The sequence below is a fragment of the Bacillus sp. FJAT-27251 genome, from assembly GCF_001273925.1.
GTDB lineage: Bacteria > Bacillota > Bacilli > Bacillales > Cytobacillaceae > Mesobacillus_B.
The window spans coordinates 4,511,780-4,532,814 of the sequence record NZ_LIGG01000001.1; the positions used below are offsets into that span (position 1 = coordinate 4,511,780).

The following is a 21,035-nucleotide window of genomic DNA, read 5'->3' on the forward strand; positions in this document are numbered from 1 at the left end:
TCACCATTATTGTTTAAGATTCTTTAGCTTGTCGCCAATCATTTCTCCCAATTGGAATCCTTTTGATTCCTCGGGAAGTTCGTAATCTGTCGCCGCCTGCTCCTCTTTGGGTTCGAACTCTTTCATGCTGAGTGAAAGGCGCTGTTCTTCCTTGTTGACCTCCAGTACCTTCACTTTAATCTCCTGGCCTTCCTGAAGCACTTCATGCGGCGTCCCAATATGACGGTTCGAAATCTGGGAAATGTGGACCAGCCCTTCTACACCCGGGAACACTTCCACAAATGCACCATATGAGACAAGGCGCTTTACAACACCTTCAAGCGTACTGCCTTTTGGAGCTTTTTCTTCGATATCCGCCCACGGCCCAGGGAGTGTTTCCTTAATGGACAGGGAGATTCTTTCATTATCACGGTCTACACTAAGGATTTTCACTTGTACAGGCTGACCTTCCTGGACAACATCGGACGGTTTCTCAACATGCTCGTGGGACAGCTGGGAAATATGGACCAAACCATCGATTCCGCCGATATCCACAAACGCGCCAAAATCGGTTATGCGCTGGACGGTTCCATCAATGACCTGGCCTGCCTGCAGGGATTCAAGAAGGTCCTGCTTCTTCCTTGACTGCTCCTGCTCCACAACTGCACGATGTGATAAAATCAGGCGGTTTTTCTCCTTATCAAGTTCAACGATTTTAAAAGTCAAATTTCTTCCTTTATAGTCAGAGAAATCTTCAACAAAATGAGCCTCCACCAATGATGCCGGCACAAATCCGCGAACGCCAAGGTCCACGACAAGGCCTCCCTTAACGACATCCTTGACTTCCGCTTCAAAGATCTCGCCGGTTTCGAATTTTTCCTGTAGCTGGTCCCAGGCTTTCTCCGCATCCACTTTGCGTTTGGAAAGAATCAGGGCATCTTCCTCCACTTTCAGCACTTCCAGCTCAAGCTCGTCCCCTTCATTAACTGCGTCGCTCGCTTTTTCAATATGAAGGCTGGAAAGCTCGCTAATTGGAATGATTCCATCCAGTTTGCTGTTTTGGATGTTGACGATCACTTGCTTTTCCTCCACTTTTGTTACCTGGGCTTTGACGCGGTCTCCTGCCTCAAAGTTTTCCACTTCAATTTGGTTCATATCTTCTGACATATGTACTCCTCCTTAATCCATAACTGCTCCAAAAATATAGGAATGTGACAAAATATCACACTGTTAACATTAGATAGGGAAAATTCAAAAAAAATCTCTTTTCATTAACTTCTTATAAATGAGCCTATTTGTCAAGCAGAAGCTATTTGCTGCTTTCCATCAGTTTGCGGATTTCTGCCATAATCAGTTCGGTAGCCTGCTCGGCGCTTCCTTTGCCTTCTCTCAATTCGGTAAAGTCGATTGGTTTGCCGTAAACGACCCTGACTTTGCGAAACGGCTTATATGGCCCTATGACGGCACACGGGACGATTTGGGCATCCGTCCTCAGTGCGAAAAAGCCTGCCCCTGCAAGACCCTTGCCAAGTTCTCCCGTCTTGCTTCTAGTTCCCTCTGGAAACAAACCTAAAACCTTTCCTTCTTTTAAAATTGCAAGTCCTTTTCTTAATGCCTCCCGGTCGCTCATTCCCCGCTTTACCGGAAAAGCATTCAAATGCGGGACCAGCTTCCCCAGCACAGGCACCTTGAATAGTTCTTCCTTGGCCATAAAGTAAACAGGCCTTGGCGCCATCATCCCTACGAGGATGGGATCAAGGTTGTCGATATGGTTGGAGCAGAGAAGGACTCCGCCCTCGGCAGGAATGTTCTCCCTGCCGGTTGCCTCTACGCGGTATAAAGGTTTAAACACTCCGTATACGACGGATTTAGCAAAATCATAAACGGTCAATTCAATCCGATCCTTTCAGTGGCAAGCTTCATAATCGTGTCGACCACCTGCTGGATCGACAGGGATGTTGTATCGATTTCTACCGCATCGTCTGCTTTCTTGAGCGGGGAAACCTTTCGTTCCGAGTCTATTTTATCCCGCTGGGCAATTTCCTGCTTGAGCTGTTCAAGGTCCGAAGGAAATCCTTTTTGGAGATTTTCCGCATGCCTCCTTTGGGCTCTTTCGTCCACACTGGCAAGAAGGAAAACCTTCACCTCTGCATCCGGCAGGACATGCGTACCGATATCACGCCCGTCCATCACAACGCCGCCTTTTGCTGCCAGTTCCTGCTGCCTCTTGACCATTTCCTTTCGTACTTCCTCATGAATAGCGACATAGGAAACTTTATTGGTCACATCAGCCGTCCTGATTTCGGCAGTAACTTCCTGCCCGTCCAATAGGACCAGCTGCCCTTCGCTGCCCGGAAGCAGCTCGATGGCCGTGTCATCCAGAATGTCCATGATAAGCGCCGGGTCATTCATATCGGCCCCCCGAAGAATTGCCTTCAAGGTCAGCGCCCTGTACATGGCCCCTGTGTCAATATATACGTACTCAAGATTTTCAGCCACCCGCTTGGCCACCGTGCTTTTCCCGGCAGCAGCCGGCCCGTCTATTGCAATCGAAATTCTACTCATACTTCCTCCTGTAAACCTGTACAATGATGAAATTAATTATATCTTATATTTTACCACAACAGTTGAACTGGCTAACAATAAAAAAAGAAAGCAGGTTAATTTCCTGCTATCGGCTGTTCCATATCGTTTCAACCGTTTTTGCGGATTTATCCTTCACAACACCTTCGTATTGGGCAAGTACCTTGAGCTCCGGAATGGCATCCAGCTGATGGAGGAATAATTGCGCCAAAAACAAAAAAATAAATTGGATAACAGCCATTTTAATCAGGATTCTTTCAACGTTCTTCATTTCTGTTCCACCTTCCCTTCCTATTATTGGATGGCGGAAGAACGTTTATGCTCCTAAAAATAAAAAAGAAGGAGGAAAAGCATATGCTTCTCCTCAAACTGCATCCTCATATATGGGTTCTGCATTATTCAGCTTTTCGACTTTTTCTTCCAGTCCGCTGTCAGCATTGATATAGATCCGGTAAGTATCTTCGTCAAGCACCCCAGTAAACTCATGGCACAGAACTTCCTCATTCAGATCATTCAGGATGACCGCGGTTCGCTCTTCCATAATCTTCACATTCGGGTTCACTTTTGTCTTTGCTTCTTCAGCAGTGATTTTTGGCTGCGGCACTTCCCTGACATGATGGGATTTTAAATAATCCTCTGCTGAAAAACCAATGATATCCCCATTGTCCAGGGCAACCTTGACCCGGATGGCATCCGGATAAATGCGCGTATTGTTTTGGGTGCCGACAAAAGTGAATACTCCCATATTGTCATATTGGGCACTCTCAAATAAATCGAGATTTTCAAACTGGTTTTGTTTCAGGAAAGCAATCGCTTTATTGCCTGCATCATTAAGGCTGATCTTCTGCTGGTCAACATCCCTTGAGACAATATACCAAATAGGATAGCCGCCCTTTTTCGTAATATCCATTGAGGATTCTGTTTTGCTCTTGTTATCTTCAATTGTAACACTGAAGAATCCAACATCCGAACCCTTTCCACTCTCTGTGACCTTTACTTCTGCCACTCTTCCTGGAGATGCCCATTTCATAGCGATTTCTTCCGCTTTGGACTCAGTGATGTTCCTGCCCTTTAAGTATTGAAAATTTTCGTCAATCTTCTGGATGCCCGCCATACCTGGCCCAAACTCTGTTTCCGAATAGCTCTCCACTGTTTTTTCAACCGTTTTAAAGCCATCGATAATTGTATTGTCTGCCGCTTTATCTCCTGAAGCAAGCGCAAGTTCGACATCCATCCATGTCAAGTGATTATCAAGCACCATATGCTGCACTTCTCTTAAATCATTTTGTATTTTTGCCGATTCCTTGTAGAGTTTTTTTAGCGTGTTGTACTCTTCATCAGATAGCGGCTCCTTATCCAGGTCGCGGACAGCCGCCTTGTAAGAGAAATTCCCAATATTCGCAAGGAACTCTTCTGTTTTGTTAAACGGAACAAGGGTCAGGGGCAGCTGCCCGACATCATTATGCGCCTGGGAAGTTATTTTCCATACTTCAGCAAGGCCTGGAGACAAGGAACTTCTTGAGTTCATCGCCAGGACTGTTCCTATTTTGTCATTCAACAGGTCCAGCTGGAAGGTCAAATCATGAAACGCACGCTGATAGTTATTCTCCGCATTTTGCAGGATTGCATTTTTCTCACGGTGCTCCTGGTAACCCCAAAAGGCGGTTCCGGCTATACCGATAGATAAAACGGCAATGAGTATTCCTCTAAGCAAATTCCTCACCTCTACTTACAAAAGATATGTTTGCCAATTTTCTTTATTTGCGGCCGGCCCCAAATCCATGCACTTGTAGCTGTATCAGGATTGAAGTAATACATTGCTTCTCCCGTGGGATCCCAGCCATTAATGGCATCAAGGACTGCCTTTTTTGCCGTTTCATTCGGCGTCAGCCATATTTGGCCATCAGCAACTGCTGTAAAGGCCAGCGGTTCAAAAATGACACCGGAAACGGTGTTCGGGAAGGTTGCACTTTCAACCCTGTTAAGAATGACAGCTGCCACTGCAACCTGGCCTATATAGGGTTCACCTCGCGCTTCTCCATAGACCGCATTCGCCATCAATTGGATATCATTCTGGGAGAATCCATTTGGCGTATTGACTGCGGTAGCTTTGGCTGGAGCAGCTCCCTGTCCACCACCCGGCGTGCCAGGCTGGCCCTTTGCCGGGGCCTTTGGTTTTGGCGCCGTTTGTTTATTAAGATCGGTTCCTCCGTAATGGGTAAACTTATTGCCCTTTCTGATTTGTTCTTTCACATGGCTTTCATTGTATTTAGAGGCTTTTACCAGTTTGTTTTTTGTCTCTCCTCCAGCAAGCCCATCCACTTTAAGGCCGAATTCATACTGAAAATTCCTTAGGGCCCAATAAGTCCCCCACCCGAAGACACCATCGATTTTTCCATTGTAAAAACCTAGATACTGCAGCCTTGATTGCAGCTCGATAACATCATCCCCAACGGCGCCCTGCTGGATAACCTGGCCAGAAAACGCTGCAGCACGCTGTCCGTTGCTGCTGTATGGGATAATAGCCATCACCATTACGAAAACAGCAAGCAATTTGATTAGCAACTTGAATTTCACTCATGACCCCCCTAGTTGTAAAAAATAATAAGATTTAAGATTAAACCTATTTTTTGTAACAAATTTACTTTTATGCAAAAAGCTTGTTAAAATAAAAAAACCTTCATTTACCAGAAATGAAGGTTTTTTCGATGATTAAGTTATTTTCAAAGTGCTGGTCACTCAGCTTCCTTGCCTTTTTGACCTTTTTCAGGCCCAAATACCAAAGGAAAACCATGAACGGAATCATCAGCACAAGCCAATCTTCCAGTGTGAGGAGAATATAGTTATAGCTTCCGTGCAGCAGGAAAGGGACCAGCAGGGACAATAGCAGCCATTTATGGGAACTGCCCTCCGAAAATTTGCCTTTGCCCATATAATAGCCCATAATCACTCCAAACAGCGCGTGGCTCGATACTGGGAGAAGGGCCCTGCCAATGGCATATTCCAGCCCGTTGGCAAACAGGTAAAAGATGTTTTCAACGGAAGCAAATCCCAAGGATACGGAAGCACCATAAACGATTCCATCGTATGGCTCGTCAAAGGAAACATGCTGAAAGACAGTATAATAAAGGATAAACCATTTAAAAAATTCCTCAAGAAAGCCAATTGCCAGGTATGGTTCAAAAAATCGGCCCTGGAGCACATTTTCAGCATCAAGAACATATTGGATGAACATGATGGGGAAAACAAGCAAGGCGCCGGCAATGAAGGTTTTAAAGACGATTGAAAACGGCTCTGAACCGTATTGGTCTTTTAAATAAAAATAACTAAGCAGAGCCAGTCCGGGAGCAATCCCCGCAGTAACGATTCCCAGCATCAGCTATCCTCTTTTCAATTTGTTTTAATAATCGTATCATGTTATGGAGAGAAATTAAATGGCTACTTTTAACTGAATGCACGGAGGGAAATTTATGAAAAAGAATATACTGCTCATTCATACTGGCGGGACAATCTCAATGAGTGAGGATAAAAGCGGGGCGGTTAAGCCGGGGGCCAAGAACCCCCTGACAGATGAAGCACTGCTGCTGGGCAGCCTGGGAAACTTGATTGTTGAGGAGCCGTTCCATCTGCCTTCCCCCCATATCACCCCTAAGGAAATGATGATCCTCAAGGGGTTGATTGAAGAGTACCAAACCAGGGGAGGAATTGATGGAGCTGTTATTACCCATGGAACGGATACACTTGAGGAAACCGCCTATTTTCTGGATTTGACCTTGCAGGCGGATTTTCCAATCGTCGTGACGGGAGCCATGCGGTCCAGCAATGAAATTGGATCGGACGGGCTCTATAACCTTATTTCTTCCATTCGTGTGGCCACTAGCCAGGAGGCACAGGGGAAAGGCGTCCTTGTGGTGCTGAATGATGAAATCCACACTGCAGACAACGTTACCAAAACGCATACCAGCAATGTCTCGACGTTCCAGAGTCCTCAGTACGGACCCATTGGCATCGTCACAAAAAGAGGTATCTTCTTCCACCATGTCCCGGCCCATCGCGAGTATTACAAGATTTCAAGTATTGATAAAAAGGTTGTCCTTGTCAAGGCCCATGCAGGAATGGATTCTTCCCTGCTTCTGGCAGCCAGGGCCCTTCAGGTTGATGGTGTCGTGATAGAAGCACTTGGCCAAGGCAACCTTCCTCCGGCGGCAGTGGAGGGCATCACCCAATTAATCAGCAGCAATATTCCCGTGGTGATTGTCTCCCGCGCCTTCAACGGCATTGTGCAGGATGTATATGCCTATGAAGGAGGGGGCAAGCATTTGAGGGAATTAGGCGTTATTTTCTCAAACGGGCTTAATGGGCAGAAGGCGCGCATCAAGTTATTGATTGCCCTCTCAAGAACCAGCGACATGAAGGAAATGGAAGAAATGTTCCGTTTATGACAGAAAAGAGGCAGACTGTTCCTAGTCTGCCTCTTTTTAATGGGCTCCTGCTTCCCTGTTCATAATGGCATCGGCGATCTGTCCGCCATGAAAACGGCCGTTTTCAATGAAGATTTCATTGGCATTGTTGCCTGCTGCAATGACCCCCGCAATGAAAATTCCAGCCACGTTCGTTTCCATTGTTTCTTCATTATAAACGGGCCTGCCAGTGGCTTCGTCAATACCGATTCCCATTTCCCTAAGGAAGGAGTGGTCTGGATGATATCCAGTCATGGCAAAAACAAAGTCATTTTTCATTTTATTTATATTTCCCTCTTTTTCATAGACGAGCTCATGGTCCTCGATTCTCCGTAAATGGGCGTTGAATTCCATCTTGATTTCGCCGCTTCTGACAAGAGAGTCAAACTCCGGCAATATCCAAGGCTTGATGCTGCTTGAGTACTGGGACCCGCGATATAAAACGGTCACCCTTGCCCCAGCCTTATTGAGTTCCAGGGCTGCGTCGACACTTGAATTTTTGCCTCCTATGACCGCCACATCTTTGTCAAAATAAGGATGTGCTTCTTTAAAATAATGAAATACCTTTGGCAAATCTTCCCCCGGCACCCCCATATAATTGGGATGGTCATAATAGCCTGTGGCAATGATCACATAATCGGCCTTGTATTCGTTCTTATTGGATACGACAGTGAAGGTTCCATCTTCATCTCTTTTGACTGAAGCCACTTTTTCAAAAGAATGGACCCGGAGATTTTCCCGTTTGACTACTTCGCGGTAATAGACGAGGGCCTGATTCCGTTTGGGCTTATGGCCTTCAATAATAAAGGGGATGTCCCCGATAGCAAGCTTTTCACTGCTGCTGAAAAACGTTTGGTGGGTAGGGTAATGGAAAATCGCGTTTACAATATTCCCTTTTTCAATGATGACGGGGTTTTTCCCTATTTTCTTTATTGCGATGGCAGCGGCGAGCCCGCATGGTCCTCCGCCGACAATGACAACATCTTCTTTTTGCACACTATCACTCCTTGTCTCTTGAGCAATCCCTTAAGAAAGCTTTTCCTCGCACCCTTCGTCTGGCGTGCGTGCTGAAGAAAATTATATATGAAGTGCAAGCGGCATGGACAGCAAAAAATCTCCTATCCTGCATGATAGGAGATTTCCTCGACAGAATCAATTTCGAACCACGCAGCCAGCTTAAATCCAGCCCCTGAAACGGCTGGCTTCAGCCATTTTGCGGACGCCGACCATATAGGCGGCAAGCCGCATGTCAACCCGGCGGTTTTGGGATGTTTCATATATATTTTCGAAGGATCTGACCATGACCTTCTCCAGTTTTTCTTCCACTTCTTCTTCTGACCAGTAATATCCCTGGTTGTTCTGTACCCATTCAAAGTAGGAAACCGTCACGCCACCCGCCGATGCCAGCACGTCAGGCACCAGTAGTATCCCTCTGTCTGTAAGGATTTGGGTAGCTTCGAGTGTAGTCGGCCCGTTGGCCGCTTCCACGACAATGCTTGCCCTGATATTATGGGCATTTTCTTCTGTAATCTGATTCTCGATTGCTGCCGGGACGAGAATGTCACAATCAAGTTCCAGCAATTCTTTATTGGTGATCGTATTATTAAAAAGCTTGGTCACGGTCCCAAAGCTGTCACGACGATCCAGAAGATAATCGATATCCAGGCCTTCCGGGTCATATAGAGCTCCATAGGCATCGGAAATGCCCACAACCTTGGCACCCGCATCATGCATGAACTTGGACAGGAAACTGCCGGCATTGCCGAATCCCTGTACAACCACTCTGGCCCCTTCAAGCTCAATGCCTTTTTTCTTTGCGGCTTCGCGGATACAGATTGTCACGCCTTTAGCAGTGGCAGATTCCCGTCCATGGGAACCTCCAAGCACCAGTGGCTTGCCGGTAATGAATCCTGGTGAGTTGAACTCATCGATCCGGCTGTACTCGTCCATCATCCAGGCCATAATTTGCGAGTTTGTGAAAACGTCTGGCGCAGGGATATCTTTTGTCGGGCCGACAATTTGGCTGATTGCACGGACATACCCCCGGCTCAGCCTCTCAAGCTCGCGGAAACTCATATCCCGCGGATCGCAGACGATGCCGCCTTTTCCGCCGCCGTATGGAAGATCGACAATACCACATTTTAAGCTCATCCATATAGAAAGGGCTTTTACTTCTTTTTCCGTTACATTCGGATGGAAACGAATTCCTCCTTTTGTCGGACCCACGGCATCGTTGTGCTGGGCTCTATAGCCAGTGAATACCTTAACTGAACCATCATCCATTCTTACAGGGATTTTGACAGTCATCATCCTGAGCGGTTCTTTTAATAGTTCAAAAACTTCATCTGGGTACCCCAGTTTTTCCAATGCCTTATGAATTACCGTTTGCGTAGAACGCAGTACGTCCAGTTTTTCTTCTGAATTTGCATTCCCGTCATTGTTTGCGGCTACCATTCTTGGAATCCTCCTAAATCACTATTACAGTTGTTGTACGCTTTCATGGATAGTATACACCTTTGGTTATTTAATGCAAGAATAAAAAACCTTGCAGTTTATTTTCAAATACCCTTGTTCTTATGATGAAAAACGGCAGTCCAGAAAGACTGCCGTCATGAAAAATAGCGGACCAGTGTCTGGATTGCGTCCTCTTTAACAACTTCCTTTCCGTATTCCATCAGCCGGTGAACACTGAAGATCGAAGGGCTCCCATACTCGGCGAGCATTGGAACAACCTTGTCTGCCTCAAGCTTTAATCCATCCATCAATAAATAGTAGGTATTGTTCAAACAATATAGACTCCCGCCGCCAATCCCCAAATTCGCCAGTCTTCCTGCCAGTTGGATGACATCCTCCACATTGGAGAACTCAAACAGGATATCATCGCTGCCATCCATTGTAACTTGCATTTCGATGAACCCATCTTCAAACGTATCTATTTCATTCTCCTGCTCTTCAACCGTTAGTATCATGACCATCCCCTGAGCCTGGAGAGAAAAAATTTCCACAGCTACCGTGCCAAGGATCTCAAGGCCGAATTCATCGCTGGCTTCCTCAAGCATATCATGGAATAACTGGTTCCATTTCATGGAATCCTTCCAAATATCCTCCTTGGTCAATCCCCGGTCAGACAGGTCATCAGAGGTGAGGAATATTTTAATTTTATTATATGTTAACCTTTCCAAGCGCATATATAGGCCCCCTGCCATCAACGAAGCTATTGTTTTATATTTTATGAAATTTTTGCAGGATGGTGAGTCATTTAGCGGATTCCCGGCAGGACCCCTGAATCTTTTTATCAGGGCTGTATCCGGACATTCATTCTTTTCGCAAGACAATCAAATGGGACTGCGCTTCCGCGCCCAGCCTAAGAGGGAGAGCCGTTGTTCCATAGCCGTTGTTCCATAGCCGTTGCTCACCAGGAGCGTTGTATTGCCCAGCTTGCGGATTCCCCCTTTTTTATAAGGACTGTATCCCAGAATCCGGATCTGGCCACCATGAGTATGACCGCTCAAAACGAGGGAAACTTTATGCTCCTCGTCCAGCATATATGCAACTTCAGGATTGTGGCTGACCAGGATCCTGAATGATGGCTCTGCCCCCTCCAAGGCTTCGTCAGGGCTTGCATTGCCCATGGCTAGATCATCCACCCCGGCAAGAGTCAACCTATCCCCCTTGTCCGCAGACAGACTCTTCCAGGAATTATCGAGAATTGCCACTCCGGTTTCACCCATTATTTCTTTCACCTTCTGCCGGTCGAGCTCATAGTCATTGTTTCCCCACACAAAATAGGCTGGGGCAATGGATGCAAGCCTCACCAGATTCTCTCTCACCTGTTCCAGCTTCACCCCTTTCTCCGCGAGATCGCCGCCAATGATCACAACGTCAGCTTTTTCCCTTGCTTTTGTTATGATGCCAGGGGATACAGACCTCCTGTGAATATCGGATATGAAAAATATGGTCAGGGCATCGAAGCCTGCCGGCAAATCGGGAAAGGACAGCTGGTGGCTGACAATTCTGTCTGCGTTGGCTTCTTTGTACATGTGGAATATGAGCACAGCCGCGGCTAGTGCCAGGACAAACAAGATTATATACAAATAGACCATATCCATCCCCCTTCTGTTTTAAGCGAAAAACCTCCCATACTGTGTATGAGAGGAGTTCAATTGGCCATTATCGAACAGTCTTACAAATCCTCATAAATATCAAGCACCCGGAAGCCTGATTGCTCCAGCTTGGAAATAAAGCGGTCGATATTCTCCTTCTTTTCTATTTTCATGACAATCCGGCGGACAAGCTTGTCAGTTTCATCAAATGTAACGAGCGAAATGATATGCTCATGAAACTGGCGGGCTATTTCAGCAAGGCGGGCAATTCGGCCCTCGGTCTCAACTGATGTAAAAGCAATGCGCACCCCTTTCCTGTGCATGCCAAAAGCACTTTCAAACTGTTCAAGAACATCAGACCTGGTCACTGCGCCGAGGAACCTTCCCGACTCATCTACAACTGCCAATAACGGGAAATCCTTCAGTTCAAGAAGTGTTGTTTCAAAAATCTCTTCCCCAAGCAGGAATTTATCCTGATTCACCATAATGTCACTTGCAAACCTATTTTGAAGGAAAGCCGCCTTCTCCTGATTGGACGAGAAGAAGTGTTTGTAAATCCCATGTCTAGTCACTGTTCCTATATATTTTTCACCGTTCAGCACAGGAACTCCATCGATCCCATGTTCCTCAAGCTTCTCAAGGATCCCGCCCAAGTTTTCATCCTGCTGAACAGTAATGCACTTATACTTGGGAATCATCATACTTTTAACAAACATACCTATTCACCCCGATAATATCAAGTTACTATACTTAGTTCGACAGTTGCTGTCCATTCTCCTTTTTATGGGGATCAATGTTTGGGTATGCTTGCACCCTGATAGCAAGAACCAGTTATTTGTTTTCATGGAACAAGTTTATATCATATTGTTTTTTCATCATCTCAAATACAAGGTGCCGATTTTTCCACTCTTCTTCCTTTTTCCATAAATCCTTGCTCTTATCTATAATTTCACACCTTAGAGCATGATATTCCTTTTCTGCTTTTTCCCGTTTTTCCTTTAAAAGATTCATCAGGCCAAAAAGCCCCAGCGTAACAATCAAGAAATACAGGTTGGCCGATTGGCTGACAAACACGGAGAAAACCTCGTAAAATGAATAGGAATATGGCTGTATAATGGTTTTATACAGATATAAAAGGAATATAGCACTCAATACAATCGTGAGAGACATCACTCCTAAATGCTTTTTCCTGAGGCTGTCAAACTTCCGTTTCCTTTTTACCACTCCCTGAAGCATTTGCTTCGTTGCCTCGTCCGTCCGGCCATCAAGCATTTTTATCGGCTGCTCCATTACCATCCCTCCTTGTTGGAAATATATGAACTTGTCCCCTTAAATATGAAAAAAGGCCAGCGATTCATTCGCCGGCCTTACTTCAGTTATTCAAAGGGATTTTCAATACCTGTCCAAGCTGTATTTCATCACCGTTTAAGTTATTGGCTTTTCTGATTATCTCCATGCCGCTTTGGGACTGATAATATTTCATTGATATTCGGAATAGATTTTCTCCTTGCCCAACTGTATGATAAACAATTTTGGTACTATCTGCCGTTTCTTCAGGCTGCTCAACAGTTTGTTCAGGTTCCTCAGCAGGTTGCTCAGGCTCGTTCGTCTGCTCTGGCTGTTCCACTGTTTGTCCTTGTCCTTCTTGAGCGCTTGCATCATTATTTTTTTTCCCTTGCCCGGCAGGTTTGTTTTCTGTCGGAATATCCTCCATTCCCGAACCAGACGTCTCTTTTCCTTCTGCTTCCGAAGCCGCTGAGTCCCTGCTCAGAGGAGCAGGCGTAATCGGAGCAGCCGCTTCCTTGCTTTCCAGGTTTTTTTCCTCGATTTCAACCCGGGGCTCTCGTTCGGACGAGTTTCTTTCTACATTAATTTTTTCATAGCCGCCTGTTTCAGCGGCATTGCCCGCCACCTTGCCACTTTGTCCGTTCAAATAGTGGTAGGCACCAAAAATAGAGATAGGCATCAAAATAAAAAACATGACGAGAAGGCGTATCACCGGATATTTGGGCTTCCAATTGCCATTATGCCGCTTATTGGCTTGAACACGGCTTCTCGGCGGCAATTCCTTCTTATCCTCCAAAGCGAGGGCTGGCGTCCGCTCAATCTTTTTCCGCAAACGTTCCGCCTCGTCACGATAAGGAACTTCCTTATTCATTCAACATCCCTTCCTGTTTGCTGCTTATTTCGAAAACGTATGACAATGCCTAGGAGAAAATCAATAAAGAAGTGCATGGTAACTGTAACAGCTAGATTTCCAGTAACCAGGTAAATATACCCGATTAAAAAACTAAGCAGAATAATGTTCAAAAACAAAAACCAGTTAAACAAGTAGCGGTAGTGAACCAAAGCAAAAACCAGGCTCGAGACTACTAGACCGAAATGGGTCTGGACTACCCCGCGAAACAACAGTTCCTCGCTGAATGCAACAACCGCAGCAATAACAGCAATATGGAAAAGGTTCCTGCCGCGGAAAATCCTCTCATTCAGCCCTCCGTCATCGTAGAGCCTGGAGGGCAGGATCTTCATCAGAAGAAGGTCCATTCCTACTACAAATAATGCCCCTCCCAATCCGACTGTCCAAACGCGGGAATCCCCCCAATTAAAAAGAGTCGAAATATCAGACATCCTGTCAAATAATACTATACCTAAAATAAAGGAAATCGTTAAGAGTAATATTTGCGTAAAGTATAGATGGAAAAGAAGTTCCCTATCGGTAAGCCCCTTCACCAATTCACTGTATTTGTCTTTATTCATTGAAATCTCCTGCTTGTGCCAATAACATGGAAGCCAGTTCTTTCTTCCAGTCATATTGTAATGGTAGTACGGGGGATTCAGGCTTCTTGCGGAAGCCTGAAAAATCCAGGCCGCAAAAGCTGCAGCAATTTGTCACTTTAAAACAGTGCTTCTCCCCGAAATGATGATGGATATACTCCCGTTTGCATCCATTATGAAGGATATAGTGGACCATGTTTTCTATTTGCGATTTTTTTATCAGCAGCCTTTTTTCTGCAAATCGTCCTATTTGCTCTTTCAGCCTTTCCGCAGGCTCCTGGCTGGAACTTTTGAGAAAGTTTGCGACGATCCGCCATTGAGTTTCACTAAAGCCACATGAAGCTGAAAGGAACTCCGCATTCTCCTCCGCACCATCTGGCTCCATACCCTTCTCTCTCATTAAAGCGAACAGCCTTTCTACCTGGGCACCTTCAGGGAGCTCTGCTTCTGCAAGCTGGTAGCTCAGCTGTTCGTCTCCAGGCGCATAAAGCAGGACAGCCAGACTCTCATCTCCATCCCTGCCGGCCCTGCCAATTTCCTGAAGGTAGGACTCTAGCTGGAGTGATAGATGGTAATGGATGACATACCTTATATCTCCTTTATTGATGCCCATTCCGAACGCACTTGTTGCGCAGACCACATTGAACTGCCCATTCAGGAATTGCTGCTGTATGAGAATGCGGCTTTCCTGGTCAAGCCCTCCGTGGTAAGCCATCGCCTGCTCCCCCTTGTCCCTTAGGAAAGCTGCCGCATATTCTGCCATCTTTCTGCTTGAAAAATAGATAATGCCCGGACCCTGAAGGTTTGAAACAAGCTCAAAGGCCCGCTGCAATTTTTCCTGATGCCCCAATATTTCAACCGACATGGAGATTTCCGGGCGGTCTACCGAAAGAACATGCTCATCCCATGAATCCAGTTTTAGCAGCCGGGCAATATCCTGCCTCACTTCCCTGGTCGCAGTCGCCGTCAACGCAAGGGTTGCAGGATTGCCCAGAACCTGCCTCACTTCTCCAAGTTTTAAATAATCCGGCCTGAAATCATATCCCCACTGTGAGATGCAATGCGCTTCATCAACCGCGATGAGGGAAATTCTCAAATCCTTCAATTTGTTGATGACCAACCGTGTCCCAAGCATTTCTGGGGAAATAAAAATGAATTTATAATTTTGGAGACTTGATAAAGCTTTTCTTTTCTCGATTGGAGTTAAAAAGGAATTAAGCGCAACTACCCGCTTTTCTCCCCTGCCTTTCAGCTGTTCAACCTGATCCTGCATCAGGGAAAGCAGCGGGGAAACAATCAGCACCGGGCCGTCGAGCATGTAGCCTGGAAGCTGATAGCATAGAGACTTACCCGTCCCTGTCGGCAGCATGGCGATAGCATGGCGGCCTGCAAGTATTGACTGTATTGTCTCTTTTTGGCCGGGCTTAAAAGAAGGGAATTGGAAATATCGATTTAGTGCCTGTTCAAGTTTCATGATTTATCACCATATTTGGCCATCACCAGCCTTATTTCAAAATAATCGGCATCGGCGACTTGGTCACGTATTTGCTTCAATTTTTTTGCGGAAGTGTTTTGGGCAGCCTGCAGGATCCTTTCCTGTTTGCTTTTAGGTACATATGCCTCTAGGTCAAATTCTTTCAGATGAAGGGCAATTTCTACTATATGGTCTTCAATTGTGCTTAGCTTTAAATTTCTTGCTTGGGCGATTTGCCCTGGTGTGTAACCCTTTTTTATTAACTCATACGTTTTTTCGGTAGACAGTGTAAAAGGGACGGGTTTTTCAATATCCCTGATGATGCCGTCCAACAGCGGAAAACAGCCAGGCTCTTCCACCGCCTTATGAAGGATAAAGTGCAGTATATTTAAAAATTCCAGCCGGTAATGGATATGCTCCATTCCCAGCTCATCAGCAGCCTGGATGGATGTCAACCCAAATTTATCATGGCCGGTAAGCCGCCGTACCAATACCGCCGGCTCTCCTTCACCCTGAATCAGGCAGCGGGAAAGTTCCTTGAAAATTCCGTGTCCCAATTTCTCCCGGCTTAGATTTTGCCTTCTGATGTAGTCCTTAACCCATTCAAGTGTCTCTTGCTTATTTTGCACAGGAATAAATTGCCTTTTTTGGTGCACAAGATTGGATGTAACCTGGACTAGAAGCGACAGCCTTTGCCAAAACAAAGATGTCAGGTGATGGTATTTCCACCCGTCCAAATAACTGGGTGGCATGGGACGTCCAGCCACAAACAAGCCAAGCTCCCCTTCCCCCTTATCCGACAGGGTAAAATGCTCAGGTGCTTTTTGGATAAGCAGCCCTTTGTTGTGAAGGCTGATAACCCTGCTTTCCAACTCCTGCCTTGTTAAAAAAGGAAATGCCTGAAAGAAAGGAGTTAAGTTATATAAATGGGCATCCTGAATGGTCTGGGATGACTTCTTTCCCTGGAACAAGTGAAAAAGCGAGTAGATGGTCCTTTCATCTTTTATCTTTTTGAAACAGTAAAGGAAAAGGGCCTCACTATATGATAACGCCACTTTAATCACCCGGTTTATATTATTTTTCGAGAGGAATAATACAGGTGTACACCTGCAATCCAAACTCCCTTGTTTCATTTTAGCACGAAAATAAATCATGCAGTTTAACCATATAGACAATATCAAGGCAATACACTGGCGGTGATATGGATTCTCAATGTTTTTTTTATTGAAAAGTTCATGATACAGTCTTACAATAAACATGAGGATGACGTTTTCATTTTCCGTTTTACGAAAACGATACAATGTGTTTAAATTACGGGAGGTTTTTTCATGGCAAAGTATACGATTGTTGACAAAGAAACTTGTATCGCATGCGGTGCGTGCGGTGCAGCAGCTCCGGACATCTATGATTATGATGATGAGGGTATTGCATTTGTAACATTGGATGAGAACGAAGGGATTGTCGAAATTCCTGATGTTTTATTGGATGATATGATGGATGCTTTCGAAGGCTGCCCTACTGATTCCATCAAAGTGGCAGATGAGCCATTCGAGGGAGATCCATTAAAGTTCGAATAGTGGCCCTATCCTGAAGGATCGGGAGCGGTGGCGAAGAACATATCTTCAAAATGCTAAAAACCTGCTTTTCAGCAGGTTACAAGACTGCAGACACACTCGATTTTCATCGTGCGTATCTGCAGTCTTTTTATTTACTCATAATAAAAGGCAGGCAATGGGCAGGAAGTGCTTTCGCCCTCCATCAGCCTCACCTTAACAATCTGTCACATCACCGGGAGAATCAATTGGGTTACTGCTGCTGGTCTTTCAGCATTTTATCAGAAAAACCGAACATCCAGGTCAGGACGAATGCTGTTGCAATGGCAATGATATTGACCAACAAGTACAGCAGGATTTGGCCGTTCAGATAGAGCAAGGTTCCCGGGATAACTGTAATCGCCATACCCGTCGCTTTAAGTCCGAAGATGCTGGCAAAGAATCCGCCGACACCGCCGCCGATCAATCCCATGATAAACGGTTTACCGTATCGAAGATTTACCCCGAAGATTGCCGGTTCCGTAATTCCAAGGAAAGCAGACAGGGATGACGGAAGGGCCAGCGCCTTAAGCTTCGTGGCTTTAGTCTTAAGACCGACTGCCAGCGCTGCACCGCCCTGCGCTGCTACGGCACAAGTAACAATCGCATTATAAGGGTTGTAGCCAAGGCTCTCCAAAAGGGAAATCTCCAGCATGTTGAACACGTGATGGACACCTGAAACAACAATGATCTGGTTTAGGCCGCCGATAAGGAGACCGCTAATTCCAAATGGCCATTCAAGAACTGCAATCGTTCCAGCTAAAATATACTCTTCTACCATGTGGAAAACCGGGCCAATAACAAACAGGGCCAGGAAGATCATGATAAGCAATGTAAGAAAAGGAGTAATAATCAAATCAAAAGCATCGGGAACACGTTTGCGAATCTGCTTTTCAAGCTTGGCGCCGATAATACCGGCGATGAACGCAGGAAGAACGGATCCCTGGTAGCCTACTACCGGAATGAAACCCATGAACATAAGTGGCTCCACATCTCCTCCGGCAACTCCCCATGCATTAGGCAAAGCGGGACTGACAAGCATTAATCCAAGGACAAGGCCAATAATGGGGGAGCCGCCAAAAACACGGAAAGTTGACCAGGCAACCAGCGCCGGGAGGAAGATGAAAGCTGTATCGGTTAGAATCTGCGTGAACAGCAGGAAATTCTCCGAAATATCATTCGGAGTCATGCCAAACATCCTAAGGATTTCCTCCTGCATGACCAGGCCGCGAAGACCCATGAATAAACCTGTTGCAACAAGGGCGGGAATAATCGGTACGAATACGTCGCCGAATGTTCGAATGGCACGCTGGAAACGAGAGCCGCTTTTGGCTGCTTCCTCTGCCTGTTCCCCCTTTGTTGAACTGTTGACCCCAAGCTTAGTCACTTCTTCGTATATTTTGTTGACGGTTCCGGTGCCAAGAATGATCTGAAACTGACCAGAGTTGAAAAAGGCACCCTTTACCTTTTCAATCTCTTCTACACGTTCATTGTCGATTTTCTCCTTGTCTTTCACCATGATTCTTAACCTAGTGGCACAATGGGCAGCTGAAAGAATGTTATCCTGACCCCCAACTGCGTCGATAATGCTTTTTGCAATTTCGCGATTTTCAGCCATTTCGGTGAACCTCCTCTTTTTAAAAAGAACTAATTAACACAACCGCTCTATGAAATCGATTCCACATTTCTTCATAGTGAATGGAATCGATTCCACAAAGGTGTTTCAATTCCATAGAATATGAACTTGACTATTGGTAGTAGAATAAAAAGGCTGTTGATTTCTAAGGTCTCCATAGGAAATCGATTTCACATCCGATTATAAACTATCTCTCCTGATCAGTCTACCATTTAGAATAACCGTTTTTTGGAAATCTTCGTTGCGTTCGATTTGGGCAAGCAGAATTTTGGCTGCTTCCTGTCCGGCTTTTTCGTTTTCATAATCCATTGTCGTAAGTGGAGGCTCAACATATTTTGAAAGATCTGATGCTCCTATCCCGGTAACCGAAATTTGCTGAGGGACCTTCATTCCTGCTTCTTTTAAGTATTGAATGGCACCAATGGCAATCCTGTCGGTTACACAGAAAACCCCGTCGGGAATAACCCCTCCCACGGCACTTTCCATAATCCTCTCCATGGCGGAATATCCTGAGGAAATGCTAAAGTCCGACTCAATAATCCATTCTTTCCTGATGTTTAGGCGATGTTCCTTCATTGTATCAAGAAACCCCTGCTTTCGAAGAACTCCCACAGCCTGATCACTTTCGGGAACACCAATAAAAGCAATATTCTTTCGGCCGCGCTCAATCAGAAGTCTCGTCATTACCCTGGCAGAATCCAGATCATCGTAAACAACACTGGACACACCAGGAATGTTCTGGCCAACCGCAACAAAAGGCATGCGAAGCTGCCGGATTCCAGCAATTAGTTGGTTACTTACATTCGTGGCAGTCAGAATGATTCCGTCCACCTGCCGGCTTTTAAGAAGACTAAGGTACTCTATCTCCTTTTGCGGTGCCAAATTGGAGCTCGTCAGAAGAATCTGGTAGCCATATTCGCTGAAAATTTCATTCATTCCATTGACCAGACGGCCGGATGTTTCCGTTCCAAGTTTCGGAATCACCACCCCGATTACCTTCGACCTTTTGGTCCTGAGGGATTTAGCATGCTGGCTTGGAACATAGCCCGTCTCTTCAATTACCTTTAGAACCCGCTCTCTCGCCTTTACACTCACATATCCCGAATCATTAAGCACCCTTGAAACAGTCGTACGAGACACATTTGCCATTTCCGCAATTTCTTTGATTGTCACCATCAATCCATCAGCCTCACTCACAAAAATTCCCCCTTATTATAGCATAATACAATAAGGCGGTTTTTACGCCCCCTTTATGTGATCAATGGGACTTATACAGGGTCTCCAAATAAGGAGGATGCGAAATCGCAACCGGCTGAGCATATGAAAAAGCAGCGGGTAAACCCGCTGCTTTCATCTATTAGACCCCGCTAAGGGCGGGCAACTATGCACTTTTATATTGCTGGCTGGTAATCCAGGTTCCCATTCTTGTGAACAGAAGCATAAATACCGCTGTGATCAACAAGCCTTTGAGAATATTGAACGGCAGGATTCCGGTGACGATCATTGCGCGCAAGGAAGGCGAATCCATTGCAGGCATGTTAAGGAATAACGTGTAGGCCGGCATAATGACAAAATAGTTCAGCACGCTCATCACCACTGCCATAATAGCTGTCCCGGAAATGAGGGCAACAGTCATGCCTTTTTTCGATTTCAGCTTGCTGTAAATATAATAGGTAGGCAGGACGAACAAAATCCCTGCAACGAAATTCGCAATATGGCCTACTGGGACACCAGTTGCGCTGCCTGTCATGAAATAATCCAGGACGTTCTTAAACAATTCGACAAGCACACCGGCGGCCGGTCCAAAAATCAAGGCAGCGATCAATGCAGGTATGTCGCTGAAATCAATCATCAAGAAATTCGGAAATGGCGGCAGCGGGAAATTCAATAACATTAAGACATAGGAAATGCTGCTCAGCATTCCGATTGAGACTAAAGCTTTGATACTATACTTTTTCATTTTCCTCTCTCCTTTTTTGATCCACCTCAAAGAAGAAAGGTTCAGCAAAACTGGGATGCCTGTAAAATAAATAACCCCCAAGCTTTTAATGCTCGGGGGAGAAATTACAAGGCAATCCTAATAAACGTTCAAATCACCTGCATTTTTTGAACGCCTGCAGAACCTCCATCTTCTCCCATCCAGACTGTACTGTCGGCTTTGGATTCGCACCAAATCCTGCCTTAACGGCTCGCGGGCTTAGAGATTGACTCATCACCGCCGGTCGGGAATTTCACCACGCCCCGAAGATAGATCCTATTAAATTACAAGCTTATTATACTGAATAAAAGATACTTTGTGAAGTACTCTGCTTCATTATTCAAGCATTTCAAGGAAATTATGCTTGAAGTTGCAGCCTGGCTAAGAAAAAGAGCATGGCAGGAACGATTCAAAAACGGATTGTCCCTGTCATGCTCTAAATGATTTTTTTGAAC

At 45.5% G+C, this 21,035-nt stretch carries 22 protein-coding genes and 1 riboswitch; of the genes, 2 read left to right on the plus strand and 20 right to left on the minus strand.

Features of this window, described 5'->3' with window-relative positions; translation table 11 throughout:
- Positions 1-6 precede the first annotated feature (6 nt).
- The 7 genes from rpsA to prsW all read right to left on the minus strand — a co-directional run bounded on the left by rpsA (position 7) and on the right by prsW (position 5,938).
- Entirely contained in the window at positions 7-1,146 is a 1,140-nt protein-coding gene (rpsA, locus tag ADU22_RS21315; protein WP_053363972.1) for a 30S ribosomal protein S1, read from the minus strand.
- 142 nt (positions 1,147-1,288) lie between these two features.
- The gene (locus ADU22_RS21320) at positions 1,289-1,870 is read right to left on the minus strand and encodes a lysophospholipid acyltransferase family protein (protein ID WP_053363973.1); all 582 of its coding nucleotides are present in this window, start codon (positions 1,868-1,870) and stop codon (positions 1,289-1,291) included.
- The gene (gene cmk / locus ADU22_RS21325) at positions 1,867-2,544 is read right to left on the minus strand and encodes a (d)CMP kinase (RefSeq protein ID WP_053363974.1); all 678 of its coding nucleotides are present in this window, start codon (positions 2,542-2,544) and stop codon (positions 1,867-1,869) included. Before cmk ends, ADU22_RS21320 begins: the two co-directional genes overlap by 4 nt.
- Before the next feature lie 106 nt (positions 2,545-2,650).
- Entirely contained in the window at positions 2,651-2,833 is a 183-nt protein-coding gene (locus tag ADU22_RS21330) for a YpfB family protein (protein ID WP_053363975.1), read from the minus strand.
- 93 nt (positions 2,834-2,926) lie between these two features.
- Positions 2,927-4,276, minus strand: a complete 1,350-nt coding sequence (ypeB, locus tag ADU22_RS21335; protein ID WP_053363976.1) for a germination protein YpeB — start codon at positions 4,274-4,276, stop codon at positions 2,927-2,929.
- 11 nt (positions 4,277-4,287) lie between these two features.
- On the minus strand, positions 4,288-5,097 hold the full coding sequence (gene sleB / locus ADU22_RS21340) for a spore cortex-lytic enzyme (protein ID WP_053364697.1): 810 nt from the start codon (positions 5,095-5,097) through the stop codon (positions 4,288-4,290).
- A gap of 145 nt (positions 5,098-5,242) precedes the next feature.
- Positions 5,243-5,938 carry a glutamic-type intramembrane protease PrsW gene (gene prsW / locus ADU22_RS21345; RefSeq protein ID WP_053363977.1) on the minus strand — a complete coding sequence of 232 codons (696 nt, stop codon included), beginning with the start codon at positions 5,936-5,938 and terminating at the stop codon, positions 5,243-5,245.
- A 94-nt stretch (positions 5,939-6,032) separates the two neighbouring features.
- Between prsW and ADU22_RS21350 the strand changes: the two genes are divergently transcribed.
- Entirely contained in the window at positions 6,033-7,004 is a 972-nt protein-coding gene (locus ADU22_RS21350; protein ID WP_053363978.1) for an asparaginase, read from the plus strand.
- Positions 7,005-7,040: 36 nt separating this feature from the next.
- Here ADU22_RS21350 and ADU22_RS21355 read toward each other — a convergent pair whose 3' ends face one another.
- From ADU22_RS21355 to ADU22_RS21400, 10 genes are all read right to left on the minus strand, one after another.
- Entirely contained in the window at positions 7,041-8,018 is a 978-nt protein-coding gene (locus ADU22_RS21355) for a YpdA family putative bacillithiol disulfide reductase (protein ID WP_053363979.1), read from the minus strand.
- Positions 8,019-8,198: 180 nt separating this feature from the next.
- Positions 8,199-9,476 carry a Glu/Leu/Phe/Val family dehydrogenase gene (locus ADU22_RS21360; protein ID WP_053363980.1) on the minus strand — a complete coding sequence of 426 codons (1,278 nt, stop codon included), beginning with the start codon at positions 9,474-9,476 and terminating at the stop codon, positions 8,199-8,201.
- 155 nt (positions 9,477-9,631) lie between these two features.
- Positions 9,632-10,210 (minus strand): genetic competence negative regulator, encoded by a 579-nt coding sequence (locus tag ADU22_RS21365; protein ID WP_053363981.1) that lies wholly within the window; start codon positions 10,208-10,210, stop codon positions 9,632-9,634.
- Between the two features lie 147 nt (positions 10,211-10,357).
- On the minus strand, positions 10,358-11,125 hold the full coding sequence (locus ADU22_RS21370) for a metallophosphoesterase (protein WP_353611398.1): 768 nt from the start codon (positions 11,123-11,125) through the stop codon (positions 10,358-10,360).
- An 80-nt stretch (positions 11,126-11,205) separates the two neighbouring features.
- Entirely contained in the window at positions 11,206-11,841 is a 636-nt protein-coding gene (locus tag ADU22_RS21375; protein WP_053363982.1) for a CBS domain-containing protein, read from the minus strand.
- Positions 11,842-11,956: 115 nt separating this feature from the next.
- Entirely contained in the window at positions 11,957-12,415 is a 459-nt protein-coding gene (locus ADU22_RS21380) for a YpbF family protein (protein ID WP_053363983.1), read from the minus strand.
- Positions 12,416-12,497: 82 nt separating this feature from the next.
- A complete protein-coding gene (locus tag ADU22_RS21385) occupies positions 12,498-13,283 on the minus strand; it encodes a LysM peptidoglycan-binding domain-containing protein (RefSeq protein WP_053363984.1) in 786 nt (261 codons plus the stop codon).
- Complete coding sequence (locus ADU22_RS21390; protein WP_053363985.1) at positions 13,280-13,882, minus strand: CPBP family intramembrane glutamic endopeptidase; 603 nt, start codon at positions 13,880-13,882, stop codon at positions 13,280-13,282. Before ADU22_RS21390 ends, ADU22_RS21385 begins: the two co-directional genes overlap by 4 nt.
- Positions 13,875-15,374 carry a RecQ family ATP-dependent DNA helicase gene (locus ADU22_RS21395; RefSeq protein ID WP_053363986.1) on the minus strand — a complete coding sequence of 500 codons (1,500 nt, stop codon included), beginning with the start codon at positions 15,372-15,374 and terminating at the stop codon, positions 13,875-13,877. The genes ADU22_RS21390 and ADU22_RS21395 overlap by 8 nt, the downstream gene beginning before the upstream one ends.
- Positions 15,371-16,429 (minus strand): YpbB family protein, encoded by a 1,059-nt coding sequence (locus tag ADU22_RS21400; RefSeq protein ID WP_053363987.1) that lies wholly within the window; start codon positions 16,427-16,429, stop codon positions 15,371-15,373. Before ADU22_RS21400 ends, ADU22_RS21395 begins: the two co-directional genes overlap by 4 nt.
- A gap of 273 nt (positions 16,430-16,702) precedes the next feature.
- On the opposite strand from ADU22_RS21400, the gene ADU22_RS21405 reads away from it, so the two are divergent.
- On the plus strand, positions 16,703-16,951 hold the full coding sequence (locus ADU22_RS21405; RefSeq protein ID WP_046524125.1) for a ferredoxin: 249 nt from the start codon (positions 16,703-16,705) through the stop codon (positions 16,949-16,951).
- Positions 16,952-17,180: 229 nt separating this feature from the next.
- On the opposite strand, the gene ADU22_RS21410 is transcribed toward ADU22_RS21405, so the two are convergent.
- From ADU22_RS21410 to ADU22_RS21420, 3 genes are all read right to left on the minus strand, one after another.
- The gene (locus ADU22_RS21410) at positions 17,181-18,584 is read right to left on the minus strand and encodes a sucrose-specific PTS transporter subunit IIBC (RefSeq protein WP_053363988.1); all 1,404 of its coding nucleotides are present in this window, start codon (positions 18,582-18,584) and stop codon (positions 17,181-17,183) included.
- Positions 18,585-18,782: 198 nt separating this feature from the next.
- Positions 18,783-19,799, minus strand: coding sequence for a LacI family DNA-binding transcriptional regulator (locus ADU22_RS21415; protein WP_353611399.1), 1,017 nt, complete (start codon positions 19,797-19,799; stop codon positions 18,783-18,785).
- 184 nt (positions 19,800-19,983) lie between these two features.
- Positions 19,984-20,562 (minus strand): ECF transporter S component, encoded by a 579-nt coding sequence (locus ADU22_RS21420; protein WP_046524123.1) that lies wholly within the window; start codon positions 20,560-20,562, stop codon positions 19,984-19,986.
- 163 nt (positions 20,563-20,725) lie between these two features.
- Positions 20,726-20,855: riboswitch (FMN riboswitch) on the minus strand.
- Positions 20,856-21,035: the final 180 nt, after the last annotated feature.